General features: G+C 59.1%; 19 protein-coding genes. 9 read left to right on the forward strand and 10 right to left on the reverse strand.

Annotated elements, in window-relative coordinates:
- Window positions 1–1,747 (reverse strand): threonine--tRNA ligase (thrS, locus tag QMM04_RS12585; RefSeq protein ID WP_282996281.1); only part of this gene is annotated, 1,747 nt, incomplete at its 3' end.
- A 246-nt stretch (window positions 1,748–1,993) separates the two neighbouring features.
- Entirely contained in the window at window positions 1,994–2,755 is a 762-nt protein-coding gene (locus QMM04_RS12590) for a DUF481 domain-containing protein (RefSeq protein ID WP_136545926.1), read from the reverse strand.
- Between the two features lie 332 nt (window positions 2,756–3,087).
- Between QMM04_RS12590 and ghoS the strand changes: the two genes are divergently transcribed.
- Both ghoS and QMM04_RS12600 read left to right on the forward strand, forming a co-directional pair.
- A complete protein-coding gene (ghoS, locus tag QMM04_RS12595) occupies window positions 3,088–3,378 on the forward strand; it encodes a type V toxin-antitoxin system endoribonuclease antitoxin GhoS (protein WP_058776251.1) in 291 nt (96 codons plus the stop codon).
- A 90-nt stretch (window positions 3,379–3,468) separates the two neighbouring features.
- Window positions 3,469–4,362, forward strand: coding sequence for a fructosamine kinase family protein (locus tag QMM04_RS12600; RefSeq protein ID WP_058757671.1), 894 nt, complete (start codon window positions 3,469–3,471; stop codon window positions 4,360–4,362).
- Between the two features lie 4 nt (window positions 4,363–4,366).
- Here the strand turns inward: QMM04_RS12600 and QMM04_RS12605 are convergent, their stop codons facing one another.
- Entirely contained in the window at window positions 4,367–4,903 is a 537-nt protein-coding gene (locus QMM04_RS12605; protein ID WP_021506254.1) for a YniB family protein, read from the reverse strand.
- Window positions 4,904–5,047: 144 nt separating this feature from the next.
- Here QMM04_RS12605 and hxpB point away from each other — a divergent pair, with 144 nt between their 5' ends.
- The 4 genes from hxpB (at window position 5,048) to QMM04_RS12625 (ending at window position 8,665) form a co-directional block, all read left to right on the forward strand.
- On the forward strand, window positions 5,048–5,716 hold the full coding sequence (gene hxpB, locus QMM04_RS12610) for a hexitol phosphatase HxpB (RefSeq protein WP_058757670.1): 669 nt from the start codon (window positions 5,048–5,050) through the stop codon (window positions 5,714–5,716).
- 201 nt (window positions 5,717–5,917) lie between these two features.
- Window positions 5,918–6,505, forward strand: coding sequence for a metal-dependent hydrolase (locus tag QMM04_RS12615; RefSeq protein ID WP_021506256.1), 588 nt, complete (start codon window positions 5,918–5,920; stop codon window positions 6,503–6,505).
- A gap of 186 nt (window positions 6,506–6,691) precedes the next feature.
- On the forward strand, window positions 6,692–8,083 hold the full coding sequence (locus tag QMM04_RS12620) for an L-cystine transporter (protein WP_021506257.1): 1,392 nt from the start codon (window positions 6,692–6,694) through the stop codon (window positions 8,081–8,083).
- Between the two features lie 195 nt (window positions 8,084–8,278).
- Window positions 8,279–8,665: a DUF6515 family protein gene (locus QMM04_RS12625; RefSeq protein WP_031279187.1), complete on the forward strand. Its 387-nt coding sequence runs from the start codon at window positions 8,279–8,281 to the stop codon at window positions 8,663–8,665.
- A gap of 54 nt (window positions 8,666–8,719) precedes the next feature.
- On the opposite strand, the gene osmE is transcribed toward QMM04_RS12625, so the two are convergent.
- Window positions 8,720–9,055, reverse strand: a complete 336-nt coding sequence (osmE, locus tag QMM04_RS12630) for an osmotically-inducible lipoprotein OsmE (protein WP_021506259.1) — start codon at window positions 9,053–9,055, stop codon at window positions 8,720–8,722.
- Between the two features lie 192 nt (window positions 9,056–9,247).
- On the opposite strand from osmE, the gene QMM04_RS12635 reads away from it, so the two are divergent.
- The 3 genes from QMM04_RS12635 (at window position 9,248) to cho (ending at window position 12,355) form a co-directional block, all read left to right on the forward strand.
- Window positions 9,248–10,438 carry a multidrug effflux MFS transporter gene (locus tag QMM04_RS12635; RefSeq protein ID WP_058785642.1) on the forward strand — a complete coding sequence of 397 codons (1,191 nt, stop codon included), beginning with the start codon at window positions 9,248–9,250 and terminating at the stop codon, window positions 10,436–10,438.
- 117 nt (window positions 10,439–10,555) lie between these two features.
- Window positions 10,556–11,383 carry an ammonia-dependent NAD(+) synthetase gene (nadE, locus tag QMM04_RS12640; protein WP_021506261.1) on the forward strand — a complete coding sequence of 276 codons (828 nt, stop codon included), beginning with the start codon at window positions 10,556–10,558 and terminating at the stop codon, window positions 11,381–11,383.
- Window positions 11,384–11,494: 111 nt separating this feature from the next.
- Window positions 11,495–12,355 carry an excinuclease Cho gene (gene cho / locus QMM04_RS12645; protein ID WP_058757668.1) on the forward strand — a complete coding sequence of 287 codons (861 nt, stop codon included), beginning with the start codon at window positions 11,495–11,497 and terminating at the stop codon, window positions 12,353–12,355.
- Window positions 12,356–12,433: 78 nt separating this feature from the next.
- Here cho and spy read toward each other — a convergent pair whose 3' ends face one another.
- The 6 genes from spy to QMM04_RS12675 all read right to left on the reverse strand — a co-directional run bounded on the left by spy (window position 12,434) and on the right by QMM04_RS12675 (window position 19,330).
- Window positions 12,434–12,928 (reverse strand): ATP-independent periplasmic protein-refolding chaperone Spy, encoded by a 495-nt coding sequence (spy, locus tag QMM04_RS12650; RefSeq protein WP_021506263.1) that lies wholly within the window; start codon window positions 12,926–12,928, stop codon window positions 12,434–12,436.
- A 321-nt stretch (window positions 12,929–13,249) separates the two neighbouring features.
- Window positions 13,250–14,245: a succinylglutamate desuccinylase gene (gene astE / locus QMM04_RS12655; RefSeq protein WP_150361763.1), complete on the reverse strand. Its 996-nt coding sequence runs from the start codon at window positions 14,243–14,245 to the stop codon at window positions 13,250–13,252.
- 45 nt (window positions 14,246–14,290) lie between these two features.
- A complete protein-coding gene (astB, locus tag QMM04_RS12660) occupies window positions 14,291–15,619 on the reverse strand; it encodes an N-succinylarginine dihydrolase (RefSeq protein ID WP_282996282.1) in 1,329 nt (442 codons plus the stop codon).
- A complete protein-coding gene (gene astD, locus QMM04_RS12665; protein WP_282996283.1) occupies window positions 15,616–17,085 on the reverse strand; it encodes a succinylglutamate-semialdehyde dehydrogenase in 1,470 nt (489 codons plus the stop codon). The genes astB and astD overlap by 4 nt, the downstream gene beginning before the upstream one ends.
- On the reverse strand, window positions 17,082–18,113 hold the full coding sequence (astA, locus tag QMM04_RS12670; protein WP_058785638.1) for an arginine N-succinyltransferase: 1,032 nt from the start codon (window positions 18,111–18,113) through the stop codon (window positions 17,082–17,084). Before astA ends, astD begins: the two co-directional genes overlap by 4 nt.
- Window positions 18,110–19,330, reverse strand: coding sequence for an aspartate aminotransferase family protein (locus QMM04_RS12675; protein WP_282996284.1), 1,221 nt, complete (start codon window positions 19,328–19,330; stop codon window positions 18,110–18,112). Before QMM04_RS12675 ends, astA begins: the two co-directional genes overlap by 4 nt.
- Window positions 19,331–19,469 lie beyond the last annotated feature (139 nt).

The raw sequence follows: 19,469 nt of genomic DNA on the forward strand, positions 1-19,469 counted from the left end.
GGATTTTAAAGCCTATCTTCTCGTTTCTCAAGTCTGCTTTGACACGAATGCCAGCATTCTGCAATTTCTTCGTCAATTCACTGACATATTCTGCCTGGCCGTCGGTGATATTCATCACCACTGCCTGTACCGGCGCCAGCCAGCTCGGGAAGAAACCGGCGAACTCTTCGGTCAGAATTCCGATGAAGCGCTCCATCGAACCCAGAATCGCACGGTGAATCATCACTGGCGTCTGACGATCGTTGGTTTCGCCCACGTAGGTGGCGTCCAGACGTTTCGGCAGGGAGAAGTCTAGCTGAACGGTGCCGCACTGCCAGGCGCGGTCGAGACAATCGTGCAGCGTAAACTCAATTTTCGGGCCGTAGAAGGCGCCTTCACCCGGCTGATATTCGAACGGAATGTTGTTCTCTTTCAGCGCTTCGGCGAGGTCCACTTCGGCGCGATCCCACATCTCATCGCTGCCAATGCGCTTCTCAGGGCGCGTCGACAGTTTCACCACGATTTTTTCAAAACCGAAGGTGCTGTACATGTTATAGACCATGCGGATGCAGCTGTTCACTTCATCACGCACCTGATCTTCAGTACAGAAGATGTGGGCGTCATCCTGGGTAAAGCCGCGCACGCGCATCAGACCGTGCAGCGCACCTGACGGTTCGTTACGGTGACAGCTACCGAACTCCGCCATACGCAGCGGCAGGTCGCGGTACGATTTCAGACCCTGGTTAAAGATCTGCACGTGACCCGGACAGTTCATCGGCTTGATGCAGTATTCACGGTTCTCTGAAGAGGTGGTGAACATCGCTTCTTTGTAGTTGTCCCAGTGCCCGGTTTTTTCCCACAGCACGCGGTCCATCATGAACGGACCTTTCACTTCCTGGTAGTCGTACTCTTTCAGCTTGGTGCGCACAAACACTTCCAGCTCGCGGAAGATGGTCCAGCCGTCATTGTGCCAGAATACCATACCCGGTGCTTCTTCCTGCATGTGGTAGAGATCGAGCTGCTTACCGATTTTACGGTGATCGCGCTTCGCGGCCTCTTCCAGGCGCTGCAGATACGCCGCCAGCTGTTTCTTGTCCGCCCAGGCCGTACCGTAAATACGCTGCAGCATTTTGTTGTCGCTGTTGCCGCGCCAGTAGGCTCCGGAGATTTTCTGCAGTTTAAAATGATGGCAGAAACGCATATTCGGCACGTGCGGACCGCGGCACATGTCGATGTATTCTTCATGATGATACAAACCAGGTTGATCATCGTGACTGATGTTTTCATCAAGAATGGTGGTTTTGTAGCTTTCGCCACGCTCAGCAAACACATCACGTGCTTCCTGCCAGCTCACCTTTTTCTTCACGACATCGTAATTTGTCTCAGCCAACTGGTGCATGCGCTTTTCCAGCAGCTCAAGATCTTCCTGCGTCAGGGTGTGTTCGAGATCGACATCATAATAGAAGCCGTTATCGATCACCGGACCAATCGCCATTTTGGTATTCGGCCACAGCTGCTTGATCGCATGCCCTAACAGGTGCGCGCAAGAGTGACGAATAATTTCCAGACCGGCTTCATCTTTGGCGGTGATAATTGCCACCTGAGCATCTTCGGTGATCGGATCAACCGCGTCCACCAGCTCGCCATTAACACGACCGGCAATACAGGCTTTCGCCAGGCCCGGTCCAATATCCAGAGCGATGTCCATCACGCTGACCGGACGGTCAAATACGCGCTGGCTGCCATCAGGAAGAGTAATTACTGGCATTTCATATCCTTAATTGCAGTGGTAAGCCACACGAAAGCCTACATGCAACACTGAGTTTTGTTTGGTTAACCTGGCGCGATGTCAGACCCACACTGTCGGAATGACGCCAGGCGCGTAAAGCGGCAACGATGATAACAGCTTTCCGCAGTGAGCAAAACCCGCGAAGAAATGCGCTAAGCCAAAGAGAGATCAAAAAAAACCGCCGCGCGGCACAGGCCGGGCGACGGTGTAACAATGCGCTCTGGTTTACATCGCGTAAGAGAGCTGGACCGTGGTTTTGGTGTCGGTACGGTCTGGCGCAGATTCTGGCGGATTGTTATTCCAGGTGACGTTGTAGCCCAGTTTCAGCGCGAAGTGGTCGTTGATCGCCACCTGCAGTGCGGTTTCGGAGTTCAGCGTGGTGTCTTCACCAAAGCTGCTCAGCACCGACACACCCTGGATGAATTTGGTGGTGTCAGTCAGCTGCCACTGATAGCTCAGCGCGCCGTAGCCCAGTGCTTTGGTTTCGTGGCCGCCATCGTGGAAGTCATCGTAACGTACACCCGGACCGAATTCAGCACGCAGCGAGTGCACCGGACCGTTGAGGATCTGACGACCGTAACCGGCGGTCAGGACATCGCGTGAATCATAACCGTTCAGGCGGTCGCTCAGCCAGCTCGCCTGACCGAACAGGTAGTCAGCGCTGTTGAGGTTGTAACGGCTACGGCCACCGATGTTATAGGTTTCCGACGAGCGCTCATCGTTGGATGAGGTATTCGCGGCGTTACCCCACAGGCTGTACGCCGTTGAGGTCTGATACCAGGTCATGCTGGTTGACGCGGTCAGCGATGAGCTGGTGGTGTTACCGGTCTGTGCCAGGTAACCGGCTGACGCGGTGCCTTCAAACGGTTTTTTTGCCGTAGAAGGGTCATCCATTGAGGTGAAGACAGCGTTATCTGCAAGGGCCTGGTGACAAAATGCTCCGGCGGAGAGCAACAAAACAGCGGACAGCTTATTGAAGGCTTTCATTAAAAGGTAACCCGTACGACAGTTGAAAAAGAGATGAGTCTGGAGAATTTTCCCGGGCAATCAATGCAATTTACGGTAAGTTTTGTAAAAAAGTATGAAAGCACCAGAATCGCCAGGTTTTGCGCTGGCACCGCTTGTGGATTGGGAATCTTCCCATTTCCGGCGCGCATTATAGGCGGCAAATAACCAAATAACAGCTTAAATGCTACAAGAATTTTCTGCCGACCCTGACAGGACTTTACGCTGTGCGCCGCCGGACGATTGTGCAGAATTCGCTCTATCGCAGGCGCTGGTCTACGCTGAAATCTGTTCGATAACAATGAGGTGAAAAGATGGGCGATCATGATCTCAAGCGTTACGTTGTCACCTTCCGTTATCAGGAAAGGGGTCTTGGCGATCTGCAGGCGCTGAATAGCGCGATGGTTAACGGTGGTTACAGCACCACGTTACACGATGCGGACGGCCATCCGCACGAGCTGGGCACCAACAGCTTTGGCATTGTCAGTGCGCTGGAGGAGCAGGCGCTGGCGGAACACGCCGCCGGGCTGGCGGCAGTGGCGCTTGATCAGCAGCCGGACGCTGATGTCACCACGCTGGAGGCGTTTCTCAAAGCGCAAGCCTGACGCAATCCGCAAATTGCGCATTGCCGCTGGAGTTGTGCAAGTTTTGCGCGTTACAATCGATCTTACGCAGCGAATAAAGAGGATTACCCGATGTGGTCAGCCATTAGTCGTCTGTTAAGCGAGTACGCCGGCGATGCCGAAATCACCGAACGTCATGAGTTGCCCGGTGGCGATATTCATCCAGCGTGGCGCCTGCGCTACGGTGAGCTGGAAGTGTTCGTCAAATGCAACACGCGCGACATGCTGACGCTGTTCAGCTGGGAAGCCGACCAGCTTGATCTGCTGGCGCGTACCCACACGGTGCGCGTGCCGAAGGTCTACGGCGTCGGTAACGATCGTGACACCAGCTTTCTGCTACTGGAATACATTCCCCCGCAGCCACTCGACGCCCAAAGCGCATTCCAGCTCGGCCAGCAGCTGGCCCATCTGCACCAGTGGAGCGAGCAACCGCAGTTTGGTCTCGACTTCGACAACAACATAACCACCACGCCGCAACCCAACAGCTGGTTACGCAAATGGTCGGTGTTTTTCGCCGAACAGCGCATCGGCTGGCAGCTGCAGCTGGCGGCGGAGAAAGGCGTGCACTACGGTGACATGGAGCTGATCGTGGATTGCGTGCAGCGCAGCCTCGCTAATCACCATCCGCAACCGTCGTTATTGCATGGTGATTTGTGGCCAGCCAACTGCGCCGGCAGCGCCAGCGGCCCGTGGCTGTTCGATCCCGCCTGCTACTGGGGCGATCGCGAATGCGACCTGGCGATGCTCAGCTATTACGCCGATCTGCCGCGCCAGATTTACGAAGGGTATCATGCGGTGTGGCCGCTGCCGGAAGGCTTCTCGCAGCGTCAGCCGGTGTATCAGCTCTACTATCTGCTCAACCGCGCCAACGTCTTTGGCGGCAACTGGGCCGGCGAAGCGCAGTTCGCTATCGGCCAGTTGCTGGAGGAGGATGCGCTGGGCCAGCGCCAGGTCAGACCGGCCTGACGCCTTACAGCATGCCAAGCAGTTTCAACACGAAGTAACCGGCCACGGCGATGATCACCGGCAGAATATACAGCGGAAAAATCTGCAGCAAAATGGTGTGGCGCGGCACATGGATTTTCTCTTCCAGCTGCGCCCGCGTGCGCCCTTCGCTGCCCTTCGCCTGTTCCAGGATCATCTGGTCTTCAATGCCTTCTTTGATATGGCGCGCCTGACGCCACATGCGTGCGCCCGAGGCCTGCAAAGCGATGCCCACGAATATCAGGATATAGATCAGCCAGAAGCCAATATTGGCCCCGCCGTTGAATTCCGGCACCGGCGAATTGTTCCAGAACACATTGAGAAACGGCGTGTTGAACTTAATCATATCCACCATCACATGCACGAAGTCGAGCATCACGGCGTCAATGCCGGGCTGCTTTTCGCTGTGTTTAAACATGAAGCCTAAGATGGAGATAAGGGTGGATAACAGCGCCGGAATAAAAATCACCCAGCCAGCCACTCGCTTGAGGATGGCGATGCGGCCAGCCTGTTGATACGTCATGGTGTCTTCCCTTCACAAACAGTAGTTTTGCCCTAAGTCTACCTGCACTACAGCAAATTTTCCTGAAAAATGCGTAACCTGCCGTAAGTCGGTTTTCGCCGCCGCCCATGTTAAGGTAGGGCAAACTGTCAATGGAGCTGTTGTATGACCTATCGTCGCCCTGTGTTGGCCGCTATTTTTGATATGGATGGCTTACTGATTGATTCTGAACCGCTATGGGATCGCGCCGAGCTGGAGGTGTTTGCCAGCCTGAATGTGGATATTAGCCGCCGCCACGAGCTGCCGGATACGCTCGGCCTGCGCATCGATCAAACCGTGCGCATGTGGTACGAGGCGCTGCCGTGGAACGGACCGGATCAGGCCGAAGTCACTCAGCGTATTATTGCCCGTGCGCTGGCGCTGGTCGAAGAGACGCGGCCGCTATTGCCCGGCGTAGAGCAGGCGCTGCAGCTGTGTCAGCAACAGGGCCTGGCGATTGCGCTGGCCTCGGCGTCTCCGCTGGCGATGCTGGAACGCGTGCTGGAGATGTTCAATCTGCGTCACTACTTTAGCGCCCTCGCCTCGGCTGAAGCGCTGCCTTACAGCAAACCGCATCCGCAGGTGTATCTGGATGCTGCAGCAAAGCTGGGGGTTGATCCGCTCAACTGCGTGGCGCTGGAAGACTCGTTCAACGGCATGATCGCCAGTAAAGCCGCGCGCATGCGTTCCATTGTGGTGCCTGCCGCCGAACATCGCCACGATGCGCGCTGGGCACTGGCCAATGTGCAACTGGAAAACCTGACGCAGCTGCAGGCGGAACATCTGTTTAACTGATCGATGTGCGAGGCGCGTTACGCCTGGCTGATGTTTCGCCCGGTTGCCAGGCGCAAAAGTAAGCCAGACCGTTAATTTCCCGCGCTTTTTTCAGGCGCGGGTCAGCAAAAAATTCACTCTTCGTTACAGCGTCACCGTTCTCATTTACTGGATAAATCCCTATACTGGATGCATCGACAGTTTTTGCAGCCAGGTTCCATCATGACGGCCGAAGGCCATATCATTTTTGCCATCGCCAGTGCGATATTTGCCAAACGCGCCGAACTGACGCCGGTGATGGCCAGTGCCGACTGGTGGCATCTGGTGCCGGCTGCGCTGCTGACCTGCCTGCTGCCGGATATCGATCACCCTAAATCAGTGCTGGGCCAGCGGCTAAAGTGGCTGTCGCAGCCGATAGCCCGCGCTTTTGGCCATCGCGGCTTTACCCATAGCCTGCTGGCGGTGGCGGTCAGCCTGTGGCTGTTTCAGATTAACGTGCCGGCCGACTGGTTCCTGCCAGCGGATGTCCTGCAGGGCATGACGCTCGGCTATCTGAGCCACATTGTCGCCGATATGCTGACGCCCGCCGGCGTGCCGCTGCTGTGGCCGTGCCGCTGGCGCTTTCGCCTGCCTATCCTCAACAGCCAGCAAGGCAATCAGCTGGAGCGTGCGCTGTGCCTCGCACTCGTAGGTTATGCGCTGTGGTTTCCGCCCGGTATGCCGTCGTTTGGCGCTAACGGCTGGCCGGAGCAGCTGTTCAACAATCTGCAGAACGGCATTGGCCGGCTGGTGAACGGTAGTACGCGCTGATGTATTTTTCCTTCTGCCAGCGATTGCTGAAATAATCGCCTTAAATTCCATTTAGTTATAACCCAGACGATTTAGATATATTGTTCCCGCAGGGCCAACTGGTACCATGCCGCGACAGTTACAGAGGATCCCTCTGCTATTTTCGGTTACGCGGCGCGATCGCGTGGCGACCTTCAGGAGTTAACAATGAATATTCCTCTGATCATCAATATCGTGGCATTTGTCGCGCTGCTGATTGCGTTAAACCGCGTCGGCAACCAGAGCTGGAGCCTGTCGAAGCGTGTGCTGACCGGCCTGGTGCTGGGGGTGATCTTTGGCCTGGCACTGCAGGCCATTTATGGCGAAAACAGCCCGGTGGTGAAAGAGTCGATTGGCTGGTTCAACATCGTCGGCAACGGCTATGTTCAGCTGCTGCAGATGATTGTCATGCCACTGGTATTTGCCTCGATCCTCAGTGCGGTGGCGCGGCTGCATAACGCCTCGTCGCTGGGCAAAATCAGCGTGCTGACCATCGGCGTGCTGCTGTTTACCACCGCCATTTCCGCACTGGTGGGCGTGCTGGTGACCGGCCTGTTCCACCTCAGCGCCGAGGGGCTGGTACAGGGCGCGCAGGAAACCGCGCGTCTGAGCGCCATCCAGAGCAACTACGTTGGTAAAGTCGCGGATCTCAGTACGCCGCAGCTGCTGCTCTCCTTTATCCCGAAAAACCCGTTTGCCGATCTGGCCGGTGCCAATCCAACGTCGATCATCAGCGTAGTGATTTTCGCCGCTTTCCTCGGCGTGGCGGCGCTGCAGCTGCTGAAAGATGACAAAGCCAAAGGCGAGCGCGTGCTGGTGGCGATTGATACCCTGCAATCCTGGGTGATGAAGCTGGTGCGTCTGATCATGAAGCTGACGCCGTACGGCGTGCTGGCGCTGATGACCAAAGTGGTTGCCGGTTCCAACCTGCAGGACATCATCAAGCTGGGCGGCTTTGTAGTGGCCTCGTATCTCGGCCTCGCGATCATGTTTGGCGTTCACGCGCTGCTGCTGTCGATCAACGGTATCAACCCGCTGCGCTTCTTCCGTAAAGTCTGGCCGGTGATTACCTTTGCCTTCACCAGCCGTTCCAGCGCCGCCAGTATTCCGCTGAACGTGGAGACACAGACACGTCGTCTGGGCGTACCGGAATCCATCGCCAGCTTCTCGGCCTCGTTTGGCGCGACCATCGGCCAGAACGGCTGTGCCGGCCTCTATCCCACCATGCTGGCGGTGATGGTAGCGCCGACCGTGGGCATCAACCCGTTTGACCCGGTATGGATCGCCACGCTGGTCGGTATTGTCACGCTGAGCTCAGCCGGTGTGGCGGGCGTCGGTGGCGGCGCGACCTTTGCCGCGCTGATCGTCCTGCCGGCGATGGGACTGCCGGTCACGCTGGTGGCATTGCTGATCTCCATCGAACCGCTGATTGATATGGGCCGTACCGCGCTCAACGTTAACGGCTCGATGACCGCCGGTTCACTGACCAGCCGCTGGCTGGGTATGACCGACAAAAAAGTGCTGGAGAGCGACGAACACGCGGAACTGGCGCACCGCTAATTACCCGTTTTCCCGTAACGGCAGGCCGCAAAGCCTGCCGTTTTTTTTGCCGTTTTCTGCACTTTTTTCCGCAATCGTGGCGCTAACGTCAGGAAAGCGTTAAGCATGGTAAACGGAGGCAAAATCGACGGTTTTTTGCTTGAGTTTGCGCGCTGAAAGGCGAATGCTGCGGGGAGTTACCGCAGGAGAACCCCCATGAGAAACGTTATCGCCTCAATGCTGGCGTTAACCCTGATAGCGCCAACTGTAAGTTTTGCTCATCCGTATGGCTGGGGTCCGGGACCCGGCCCGCACTGGGGTGGTCCGGGACCCCGCTGGGGCCATCCCGGACCGCTGCGTTTTCTGCCGGAGGCCGCGACCGCCGTGCTGATTGGCGGACTGACCTACTACCTGCTGAACGGTAGCTACTACCAGCGGCAGGGCGACACCTACGTGGTGGTCCAGCCACCGGATGGCCCACCGGCCAGCGCCATGCGCGTTCTGGATTATAACGGCAAACGCTATTACGTGCAGGATGGTCACTACTATCAGCGCGAGATCAGCGGCAGCTACATTGAGGTGCCGCGGCCGTATGGGCTGTAAGCGCACAAAGAAAAACGGCCCGTCTGAGACGGGCCGTTTGTTATTCTGCTGCCGTTACTGCGCGGCTTGCGGATCGGTATCGTAATCCTTACAGCTCTGGAAGCCGTAGTTCATGACGCGACCGGTGTCGTTATAGCTCACAAAATAAGTTTGCTGTTTGCCATCACGCTCACCAATCACGTAGGTCTGGCAGGTACCCCGTGCGTGAACCATGGTGATCTCGGTTGACGCCGGTCCGGCAATCTGGCGCACCTGTTCACGCGTCATGCCTTTTTTCACATCCTTCACCACAGGCTTAGTCACGTAGCTTTCCGCACGATCGTAAGTTGTACAACCAGACAGGGCTGCCAGCGTCATAGCGGCAGCGATACATCCCAGCACTTTATTCATCTTGTTGTTCCTCATACTTTGTCCATGTCCCACTAAGCCTGGAACATAATTCCAGATTTATCAACTCAATGGCGGTGCTTTCGGTCAGTTCTGAAGCGTCAGGATTACGTAAAGATACTGTTTTGCCGTCACCGGCTCCGTATAATCGCGGCGCAAGATACATCTTAAAGCCAAAAATAACACAGAGGATCAATGACACCTGCACACCCTAACCGGCTGGTTTATGCCATCACGCTCGGCCTGCTCGCCGCGCTCGGGCCGCTTTGTATCGATCTCTATCTGCCCGCCCTGCCTGAACTGGCGCGCGACCTCGGTAGCGAAACCGCTACTGCCCAGCTAAGTCTGACCGCCGGTCTGCTGGGGCTGGGCGCCGGACAGCTGCTGTTTGGTCCGATGAGCGATAAGTTTGGCCGTATTCGTCCGCTGCTGCTGTCGCTGGCGCTGCTGTTCATCGCCTCAATTGGCTGTGCGCTGGCGAAGGATATTCACGCTCTGCTGGTGGCGCGCCTGTTTGAAGGGCTGGCCGGTGCCGGCGGCGCGGTGCTGTCGCGTGCCATTGCCCGCGATATGTATAGCGGCCATGAGCTGACGCGCTTTTTTGCCCTGCTGATGCTGGTGAATGGCCTGGCGCCGATTGGTGCGCCGGTGCTGGGCGGTGCGCTGATGACGGTGCTGAACTGGCGCGGCATCTTTGTAGTGCTGGGCGCGATTGCCGTGCTGCTGATTCTGCTGGCGCGCTGGAAGCTGCGCGAAACCCTGCCGGCCGAACGCCGTAGCCAGGGATCGATCTTCTCCGCCTGGGCAGCGCTCGGCCAGGTCATCACCCACCGGCCGTTTATGGGCTTCTGCCTGACGCAGGGCTTCATGATGTCCGGCATGTTTGCTTATATCGGCGCCTCGCCGTTTGTGCTGCAGCAGATTTACGGCCTGTCACCGCAGGCGTTCAGCTTGTGCTTTGCGGCGAACGGTATTGGCCTGGTGATTGCTTCCCAGACCAGCGCCCGGCTCTGTCCGCTGTGGGGCGAATATCGCGTGCTGAAGGGCGGCCTGACGCTGGCGTTTGTCGCCTCCAGCTGCCTGCTACTGGCCGGCGTGAGCGGCGCGCCGCTGCCGCTGGTGCTGGTGGCGCTGTTCTTCACCATCGCCAGTAACGGCGTGATCGCCACCACCGCGTCATCGCTGGCGATGCAGAGCCAGGGCCACCGCGCCGGCAGCGCCTCGGCGGTAATCGGTGTTGCGATGTTCTCGCTCGGCGCGCTCAGCGTACCGATCACCGGCCTTGGCGGCACCTCGGTAATCAGCATGACGGCCACCATCTTTGGCTGCTTTATGCTGGCCATCGTGATGTTCATGCTGCTGGCGCAGAAACCAAAAAGCGCCTGAATTGCCAACAGAAACACCGGGCAACAAGCCGTTCGGCTTGTTGTTTTTCTGCGGAGGCGTTAGCTTTAGCACATGATTCGCATTGTGCCGTCAGGCTACCGACTTGAGGAGAGGTTCATGTCACTGCAGCAGGAAATCATTCAGGCCCTGGGTGTTAAACCGGTTATCGACCCGCAGCAGGAGATCCGCGTCAGCGTCGATTTTCTGAAGTCCTATCTGAAAGCCCATCCGTTTATCAAAACCCTTGTGCTCGGCATCAGCGGCGGTCAGGACTCAACGCTGACCGGCAAGCTGGCGCAGACTGCTATCACTGAACTGCGTGAAGAGACCGGCGATCACGACTACAGCTTTATCGCCGTGCGCCTGCCGTATGGCGTGCAGGCTGACGAGCAGGATTGTCAGGATGCGCTGGCATTCATCCAGCCGGATCGCACGCTGGTGGTTAACATCAAAGAAGCGGTACTGGCCAGCGAGCGCGCGCTGCAGGAGGCGGGCATTGCCCTGTCGGATTTTGTGCGCGGCAACGAGAAAGCGCGCGAACGCATGAAAGCCCAGTACAGCATTGCCGGCATGACCAAAGGCGTCGTGGTCGGCACCGATCATGCCGCAGAAGCGGTGACCGGCTTCTTTACCAAGTACGGCGACGGCGGCAGCGACATCAACCCGATTTTCCGCCTCAACAAGGGCCAGGGCAAACAGCTGCTGAAAGCGCTCGGCTGCCCGGAACATCTCTATCTCAAGCACCCTACCGCCGATCTGGAGGACGATCGTCCCGGTCTGCAGGATGAAGTGGCGCTGGGCGTGACCTATCAGCAGATTGATGATTTTCTCGAAGGCAAAACCATCGACGCCGACGCGGCGAAAATCATTGAAGGCTGGTACACCAAAACCGAGCATAAACGTCGTCCGCCGATCACCGTGTTCGACGACTTCTGGAAGAAGTAATCCCTGCGGCTTCCCGCTCCCCCTGCGGGAAGCCTGCCTCTTAACACCCCCGCTGGCGAGAAAACGCGCACGCTGATATACTGTATGCACAACCAGTAAGCGGAGCGTTCTTTGGTCAGACGAGCAAACCGCCATCGCCTCGAATTTGATGCGGCGGCTATCTATCAATATCCCGAACATCTGCGTCAGTGGCTGGAAGGCTTGCCTAATCAGCCGGGCGTTTACACCTTCCACGGTGATAACGACAACCTGCCGCTGTACATCGGCAAGAGTATCAACCTGCGCAGCCGGGTGATGGCCCATTTTCGCACGGCGGATGAAGCCAGCATGCTGCGCCAGGCGCGACGCGTCAGCTGGATCCCCACCGCCGGGGACGTAGGCGCACAGCTGCTCGAAGCGCAGATGATCAAAACGCAGCAGCCGCTGTTTAATAAGCGCCTGCGCAAAAACCGCCAGCTGTGCTCGCTGCAGCTGGGCGACGGCGCACCGCAGGTGGTGTACGCGCGCGATCTCGATTTCTCCTCCTCGCCTGACCTGTACGGGTTATTCCGCAGCCGCTTTGCCGCGTTAGAGAAGCTGAAAAGCCTCGCCGATGAGCTGCGCCTGTGTCACGGCCTGCTGGGATTAGAGCGCCTGCAACCGGGGCGCGGCTGTTTCCGCGCGGCGCTTAAACGCTGTGCCGGTGCCTGCTGCGGGGCGGAACCGCTGGCGGCGCATCAGCAGCGCCTGCTGGCAGGGCTGGAGCAGCTGCGCGTGGTGTGCTGGCCGTGGCAGGGCCCGGTGGGTATGGTGGAGCGCGGGACGGAGATGACGCAGATTCACGTCATCGATCACTGGTTCTGGCTGGGTTCGGTCAGCAGTGAGCAGGAAGCGCGTCAGCTGCAGCGTGCGCGTCACGGCTTCGACCATGACGGCTACAAAATTCTCTGCCGACCGCTGCTGTCCGGCGTTTATCCGCTGATTGAGCTGTAACGCAAAACCGCCGACGCTGCCCAAAGCACAGTGTGCCATGGACAACGTCGGCGGTCTCAAACCGGTGAGCTAAACGGCTTATTCGCCATCAGCCGGCGGTGGCGGCATTTTACCGTCGTGCGGGCCTTTTTCTGTCAGACGTTTCTCAAAGTTGGCGTTGTACTGCTTCTTCTGGTCTGGCGTCAGCACGTTATAGATCTTGTTCTGGGTTTCCAGCATCTTCAGCGCATGCTCTTTCGCATTGGCGCTCATTTTGTCTGCCTGCGCTTCTGCTTTGGCACGGTCAAAGGTGTCGGATGCGATGATGCTGTGGTTAGCACGACGCTCTTCCAGCGATGGGCGCTTCATGTCCTTATGGCTGTCACGCAGGATGTCGCGAATCTGGGTTTTCTGCGCGTCGGTCAGGTTGAGGTCTTTGAACATCATGTCCATGCCGTGGTGGCGCATCGGCTTGTGCATCGGTTTTTCACTGCCCGCTGGCGGCGGCGTCAGGTTGTCAGCCGCAGCATGGACGATATTGGCGGCGCCGAAAGCCATTGCGGTAGCCAGAAACAGGGAGGTCAGTTTACGCATAATATTGTCCTTACTTTTCAGTTTAATGACGACAGCCTGTGTCGCGTCTTCGGAAACAAGCATACGACGCTGAACGTCAACTACTCAGAGGCTGAGTAAAGCCCTGCAAGCATAAAAGACAGATATCGGGCAATCATGGAGAGATTGCGAAGAAATGCGTGAGGAATTGCAAAAGAGTATGACGATCAAGGGGAAAGCGCAGGAATTAAGGAGGAGTGTAATGGCTTTGTCGGTTTTGCGGAAGGGAAAATGTCGTTAATTTGCTCACCCGTGACCTCTCCCGTCACAGGGAGAGGAGGGATTGCCGGGTAAAGCTTTCGATTACAACTCCAGCGCCTGGGTCTGCTCACTCTCCTCCACCAGCATCAGCCCGGCGCGCAGGCCCGGTGCCACGTTGGGATTGGGGAACAGCACATATTCACGCGCCTGCTGCACGTAATAGCGCCGCTCACCCTCTTCCGCCAGCAGCGTGCCCTGCGGGAAAGCCGTGAAGTTGAGAGTTTCCGGGCCCATATGCAGAACAAACTGCTCGCCGTGCCGGGTGATTTGCTGCGCTACGCGATAATGGCGCGGCGTCTCGCGCACCGCCGGCAGCGCCTCACCGTACAGCAGCGCCGCCAGCGCACGCTGCACGCCGCTGAACTGAGTAAGATCGTTCTCGCCAAACGGCAGCGCCTTTCCCAGCTCCAGCGTACAGCTGGCAGCGGCATAGTGTTCACAGCTGAAGTGGGTAAAAGTGCCGCCCGGCGCACGGTGAAACACCAGCGCCTCCAGCTCGGCCGCTGCCAGCCAGTGTAAAAAATCCGCTGGCCACGGCTGGCTGTTGAGCGGCATCACGCCAAAGCGCGTATGCCACGAACCGCGAATCGCGGTGTGCAAATCGAGATGCCAGCGAATTTCGTGATCGAGACACTCGCACCAGAAGTTCTCCAGCGCCTGCTCCAGTTGCAGCGCGCGCTGCGCCTCCGGCACGTCGGCCACCTGTTGCCAGCGGCCACCGAACAGCCGGTTGATATCATAATGCTGGTAGCGTTTGCCGCTGCGCAGCGCCGCCGGGTTGCCGAGGATCACCAGCAGGCGCACGGCCAGCGGTTTTTCCCCCTGCAGCAGCGGCGTCAGCAACAGGTTGAGGATCTCCACCGGGGCGGTCTCGTTGCCGTGAATACCGGCGGAGAGAACCAGCGCCTGCTGCGTGGGCGTATGCGGTGTCAGGGATAGTATGCCCTCATCATGCCACTGCCAGTGCAGGTGGGCGTTACTGCCCTGCCGCTGCGCGGGCGGCCTGCCTGACAAGGTTTGCTGTAAAAAGTCCTGCATGTTCACTCCTTTCTGACACAGGGGGCAACACATTTGCCCCCGGCGTTAACGCTGAAACGCGTAGACACTGCCTAAGTCTAGCAGCTGTGTCAGCTCGTCCAGCGCGCTTCGCCCTTCGCTCAGCAGCTGCGGATCGGCCAGGTCGGCCTGCGTCAGGCGGTCGCGATAGTGACGATCCACCCAGTCATTCAGACGCGTAAACAGGCGATCGTTCATCAGCACGGCCGGATTGACGGCCTGATGCTCCGCCTCGGTTAACACCACGCGCAGACGCAGGCAGGCCGGTCCGCCGCCGTTGCACATGCTCTCACGCAGATCAAACACCTGCAGCGCGCGAATCGGGCCGCCGCTCTCCACCAGCTCGCTCAGGTAGCGCCACACGCCGGGATGCTGGCGCGACTCTTCCGGCAGCACCAGCCGCATGCCGCCGTCCGGATGCTGCAAGAGCTGGCTGTTAAACAGATAGGTGTTCACCGCATCAGCCACTGACACGCGATCGCGCGGTACCACAACCGGCTGGAAGCCCGGCACCTGAGCCGCCAGCTGTTGCAGCAGCAGGGGCTGGTCGACAAACGCCTCTTCGTGGCAGAAAAACACCTGCTGATTGCTGACGGCGATTACGTCGTTGTGGAATACCCCCTGATCGATCACCGCCGGATTTTGCTGCGCGAACAGCGTGCGCGCGTCATCCAGCTGATGCAGTCTCGCCACCGCCGCGCTGGCTTCACGCGTCTGGCGCGCCGGATAGCGCACCGGTGCGCTGCCCTGCTGCTGGCCGTCACGACCGTAGACAAACAGCTGCACGCCGGGCGCGCCATAGTCAGCGCCGAAGCGGTTATGGTTGGCTGCGCCTTCGTCACCAAACAGTGCCACCTGCGGCAGCGCGTCGTGCACGCTGAAGTGGCGGCCATCGCGGAAGATGGCGCGCAACAGGTCGGCGGTTTCCGGCGCTTCGATCGCCCGGTGGAACTTATTGTTGAGGTTGGCTACGGTAAAATGCACTTTGCCGTCGGCGCTGTCGGCCGATGGCGAAACCGTGGCCGCATTGGCCACCCACATCGCCGACGCCGAACTGGCCGCTGACAGCAGCTGCGGTGCCTGCTGCGCCGCTTTGGCCAGTACCTGCGCATCGCTGCCGCTGAATCCCAGCTGGCGCAGCAGCGGCAGATTAGGCCGCTCGTGCGGAGGGATAACGCCCTGCACATAGCCCATGTCGGCCAGCGCCTTCATTTTCAGCAGCCCCTGTTTGGCCGCCAGCCGCGGATTGGAGGGCTGCAGCTGATTGCGCGTGGAGGCTTCGTTGCCAAACGACAGGCCAGCGTAGTGGTGCGTCAGGCCGACCAGACCATCAAAGTTTGCTTCAAACGCCTTCATGATGTCGCTCCTGGAGCAGCAAAATCGAGCCCTGGCGACAGGCTGCCCGGCAGCGCTAAGCTGCTGCTCTCCAGCGAGGCCATCGGCCAGGCGCAGTAATCCGCCGCGTACCAGGCGCTGGCACGGTGGTTACCGGAGGCGCCCACGCCGCCAAACGGTGCCGAACTGGCGGCGCCGGTCAGCGGTTTATTCCAGTTCACGATACCGGCGCGCGCTTCCAGCAGCAGCTGATCAAACTGGTCACGCTGCGGTGACACCAGTCCGCACGACAATCCGTAGCGCGTGTCGTTGGCGAGGCCAATTGCCTGCGCGTAATGGTCGTAGCGGATGACCTGCAGCAGCGGTCCGAACACCTCTTCGTCAGGTAGTCCGGCGACGCCGGTCATGTCGATGATGCCGGGCGTAATAATCGCGCTGTCGCGATCCGGCCAGCGCATCGCCAGCAGCACCTTGCCACCCAGCGCAACCCGCTGCTGCCAGGCAGCGAAGATCTGCCCGGCGGCGGCGGGCGAAATCACGCTGCCCATAAACGGCTGCGGTTCGGCGTCCCACGCTGCCGGTTTGAGGCGCGCACTCACCTCGACCAGGCGCTGCAGAAAGGCATCGCCTGCCGCACCGCGTTTCACCAGCAAACGACGCGCGCAGGTGCAGCGCTGGCCGGCGGTAATGAACGCCGACTGAATGGCGATATGCACCGCGCCATCAATGTCGACCGGATCTTCCACAATCAGCGCATTGTTGCCGCCCATCTCCAGCGCCAGCATTTTCTCCGGCTGTCCGGCGAACTGGCGATGCAGGTGATAGCCGGTGGCCGCGCTACCGGTAAACAGCAGGCCGTCAATCTGCTCCGCCTGCGCCAGCGCCTGGCCGGTATCACGTCCGCCCTGTAACAGCGCCAGCGTACCCGCCGGCAGGCCCGCTTCATGCCACAGCTGCACGGTTTTCTCTGCGGTGGCGGGGGTCAGTTCGCTCGGTTTAAACAACACGCAGTTGCCCGCCAGCAGCGCCGGCACGATATGTCCGTTCGGCAGATGGCCGGGGAAGTTATACGGGCCGAACACCGCCAGCACGCCGTGCGGCCGGTGGCGCAGTGAACTCTCACCTTCGGCCTGTTCGCCGGTGCGCGTGTGATAAGCCTTAACCGAAATGGCCACTTTATTGATCATCGCCTGCACTTCGGTCAGCGTTTCCCAGCGCGGCTTGCCGGTCTCACGTGCGATGATCGCCGCCAGCTCGGTTTTATCCCGCTCCAGCAGACGGGCAAAATCCTCTACCCGCGCCTGACGGGCAGCAAACGGCAGACGTGCCCATGCCGGGAACGCCGCGCGAGCCGCCTCACAGGCCGCCGCCACCTGCGCCGCAGAAGCGGCGTTGCCCTGCCATAAGATCTCGCCGCTCACCGGATTGTGTTTACTCAGCGTCTCCGCGCTGCCCGGCTGCCATTCACCGTTGATAAAATGCGTCATGCGTTATTCTCCTCGCGACCCAGGGTAACCACCCGCAGCGAATCGCCATAGTCGCAGCGCAGCGCGGTGCGCTGCTGCTGATTAATCAGAACCTGTCCGGATGCGATATCGACCGGCAGCAGCGCCACGCGGAACTGCTGATAGTCGCAGTTCGCCACCAGACACAGCGGCCAGTGCGCCTCAGCTTCGCCTTCGCTGGCGGTCAGCACTTTGCTCTTGCGGATGGCGCGGATGCGGTCGATCTCACACTCCAGCGTCGGGCCGCCGTCAAAGATGTCGATATAGTTGAGATAGCGGAAACCCTCGGCTTCCAGCACCGCGCGCGCCGGTGCGGTTTTCGGGTGGACTTCACCAATTACCTGCTGTGCCGCTTCCGACAGATAGTGGATATACAGCGGATGCTTGGGCATCAGTTCTGCGATAAAGGCTTTTTGCCCGGTGCCGCTGAGAAAATCGGCCTGGCGAAACTCCATGGAGAAGAAACGGCTGCCAACGCTGTCCCAGAATGGCGAATGTCCCTGCTCGTCGCTGACGCCGCGCATCTCCGCGACCACGTGCTTCATGAAGCGCTCGCGGAAATTCGCCATAAACAGAAAGCGCGACTTGGACAGCAGATGGCCATTTTTTCCGTCGCGGTAGTCAGGATCGAGGAACAGCGTACACAGTTCGCTGCTGCCGGTGTGATCGTTACTCAGCGACAGCGTCGGCAAACTGGCGTAAACGTTCAGCTCTTTCGAGGCGTGTACCTGAGTACCGACGCGGAAGTTGTACCAGGGATCCTGCAAACCTACCGCCACTTCAATGGCGCAGATGCCGACGGCGCGATTGTCACTGCTATCCGCCAGCACAAACACGTAGCCCTGTTCAGCACGCGGCAGCGCGTCCTGCCAGGTTTGCAGCGAGCGCTCAATGCGCGCCTTCAGCGTCTCGCTGTCAGCGGGCAGCGAGGTCAGACCGCCGCCGGTTTTCCCCGCCAGCGCCAGCAACTGCGGCAGATCGTCACGTTCGACGGGGCGAATCACCATCATGATGTGGCTCCTTTGAGCACGCGTGCGCAGGCGCGTTCGAAGCGCGCCAGCCCTTCTTTTACTTCACGCTCGCTGATGTTCAGCGCCGGCGCAAAGCGCACCACGCTGGCACCGGCGATCAGAACCATCACGCCCTCTTCCGCTGCCGTCAGGTTGAACTGTTTGGCTTTACCGGCAAAATCGTCATTCAGTACCGCGCCAATCAGCAGCCCCAGGCCACGAATCTCTTTAAACACCGGCAGCCGCTGGTTGATCTCCTGCAGCGCCGTGACAAACCACTGGTGCCGCTCGGCGACGCCAGCCATAAACTCAGGCTGATTGATCAGCTCCAGCACTTTACCGGCCACCGCACCGGCCAGCGGGTTGCCGCCGTAGGTGGTGCCGTGCGTGCCGACGCCCATCACCTGCGCCAGATCTTCACGCGTCAGCATCGCACCGATGGGGAAGCCGCCGCCCAGCGCCTTGGCGGTGCTCAGCACATCCGGCGTGACGCCGTAATGCATATAGGCATACAGCGAGCCGGTACGGCCGACGCCGCTCTGCACTTCATCAAAAATCAGTAGCGCATGGTGGCGGTCGCACAGTTCGCGCAGTCCGCGCAGGAACGCCGGATCGGCCGGTAATACACCGCCCTCGCCCTGAATCGGCTCGACGATGACCGCGCAGGTCTGGTCATTAATTAAGGCCGACGCCGAGGCCAGATCGTTAAAGGTGGCATGCTGAATGGCTGGCGGTAACGGGGCGAAATCGCGCGAATAGGCGGGCTGTCCGCCGGCTGAAACGGTGAACAGGGTGCGGCCGTGGAAGGCATTGGTGAAGGCGACGATACCGTTTTTTTCGGCACCGAAACGATCGTGCGCCACTTTACGCGCCAGCTTCAGCGCGGCCTCGTTGGCTTCCGCCCCGGAGTTACAGAAGAACACGCGGTCGGCAAAGGTGGCATCAATCAGCTGCTTCGCCAGGCGCAGAATCGGTTCGTTGGTGTAGCCGTTGCCGGTGTGCCACAGTTTACCGGCCTGCTCAGTCAGTGCCTGCTGCAGCGCGGGATGGGCATGGCCAAGCGCGTTCACCGCAATGCCACCGGCAAAATCGATGTACTCTTTGCCCTGCTGATCCCACAGCGTAGAACCTTCGGCACGCACCGGCACAAAAGCCGCAGGGGCATAAACCGGCATCATCCATTGATCGAAATCGTGACGTGAAACCTGCAGTGACATAGCCATTTCTCCTGCCTCACTTCGGGTGAAGCTTTTGTTTTAAAATTGTTAAAAGTTGCTGAGTTGCAGCTCGACTATAGAGTGCAGTTAACGTGCCAGCCAGAGGAAAAAATGCATAAATCAGGTTAGACCACGAAAT

Source organism: Pantoea sp. Pa-EAmG (genome assembly GCF_030024295.1).
In the GTDB taxonomy this organism is placed as follows: domain Bacteria; phylum Pseudomonadota; class Gammaproteobacteria; order Enterobacterales; family Enterobacteriaceae; genus Pantoea; species Pantoea dispersa.

Excerpts from the sequence above, each read along its gene's own strand:
- QMM04_RS12590 (WP_136545926.1), bottom strand. The coding sequence starts at position 2,755 with ATGAAAGCCTTCAATAAGCTGTCCGCTGTTTTGTTGCTCTCCGCCGGA.
- ghoS (WP_058776251.1), top strand. The coding sequence starts at position 3,088 with ATGGGCGATCATGATCTCAAGCGTTACGTTGTCACCTTCCGTTATCAG.
- QMM04_RS12600 (WP_058757671.1), top strand. The coding sequence starts at position 3,469 with ATGTGGTCAGCCATTAGTCGTCTGTTAAGCGAGTACGCCGGCGATGCC.
- QMM04_RS12605 (WP_021506254.1), bottom strand. The coding sequence starts at position 4,903 with ATGACGTATCAACAGGCTGGCCGCATCGCCATCCTCAAGCGAGTGGCT.
- hxpB (WP_058757670.1), top strand. The coding sequence starts at position 5,048 with ATGACCTATCGTCGCCCTGTGTTGGCCGCTATTTTTGATATGGATGGC.
- QMM04_RS12615 (WP_021506256.1), top strand. The coding sequence starts at position 5,918 with ATGACGGCCGAAGGCCATATCATTTTTGCCATCGCCAGTGCGATATTT.
- QMM04_RS12620 (WP_021506257.1), top strand. The coding sequence starts at position 6,692 with ATGAATATTCCTCTGATCATCAATATCGTGGCATTTGTCGCGCTGCTG.
- QMM04_RS12625 (WP_031279187.1), top strand. The coding sequence starts at position 8,279 with ATGAGAAACGTTATCGCCTCAATGCTGGCGTTAACCCTGATAGCGCCA.
- osmE (WP_021506259.1), bottom strand. The coding sequence starts at position 9,055 with ATGAATAAAGTGCTGGGATGTATCGCTGCCGCTATGACGCTGGCAGCC.
- QMM04_RS12635 (WP_058785642.1), top strand. The coding sequence starts at position 9,248 with ATGACACCTGCACACCCTAACCGGCTGGTTTATGCCATCACGCTCGGC.
- nadE (WP_021506261.1), top strand. The coding sequence starts at position 10,556 with ATGTCACTGCAGCAGGAAATCATTCAGGCCCTGGGTGTTAAACCGGTT.
- spy (WP_021506263.1), bottom strand. The coding sequence starts at position 12,928 with ATGCGTAAACTGACCTCCCTGTTTCTGGCTACCGCAATGGCTTTCGGC.
- astE (WP_150361763.1), bottom strand. The coding sequence starts at position 14,245 with ATGCAGGACTTTTTACAGCAAACCTTGTCAGGCAGGCCGCCCGCGCAG.
- astB (WP_282996282.1), bottom strand. The coding sequence starts at position 15,619 with ATGAAGGCGTTTGAAGCAAACTTTGATGGTCTGGTCGGCCTGACGCAC.
- astD (WP_282996283.1), bottom strand. The coding sequence starts at position 17,085 with ATGACGCATTTTATCAACGGTGAATGGCAGCCGGGCAGCGCGGAGACG.
- astA (WP_058785638.1), bottom strand. The coding sequence starts at position 18,113 with ATGATGGTGATTCGCCCCGTCGAACGTGACGATCTGCCGCAGTTGCTG.
- QMM04_RS12675 (WP_282996284.1), bottom strand. The coding sequence starts at position 19,330 with ATGTCACTGCAGGTTTCACGTCACGATTTCGATCAATGGATGATGCCG.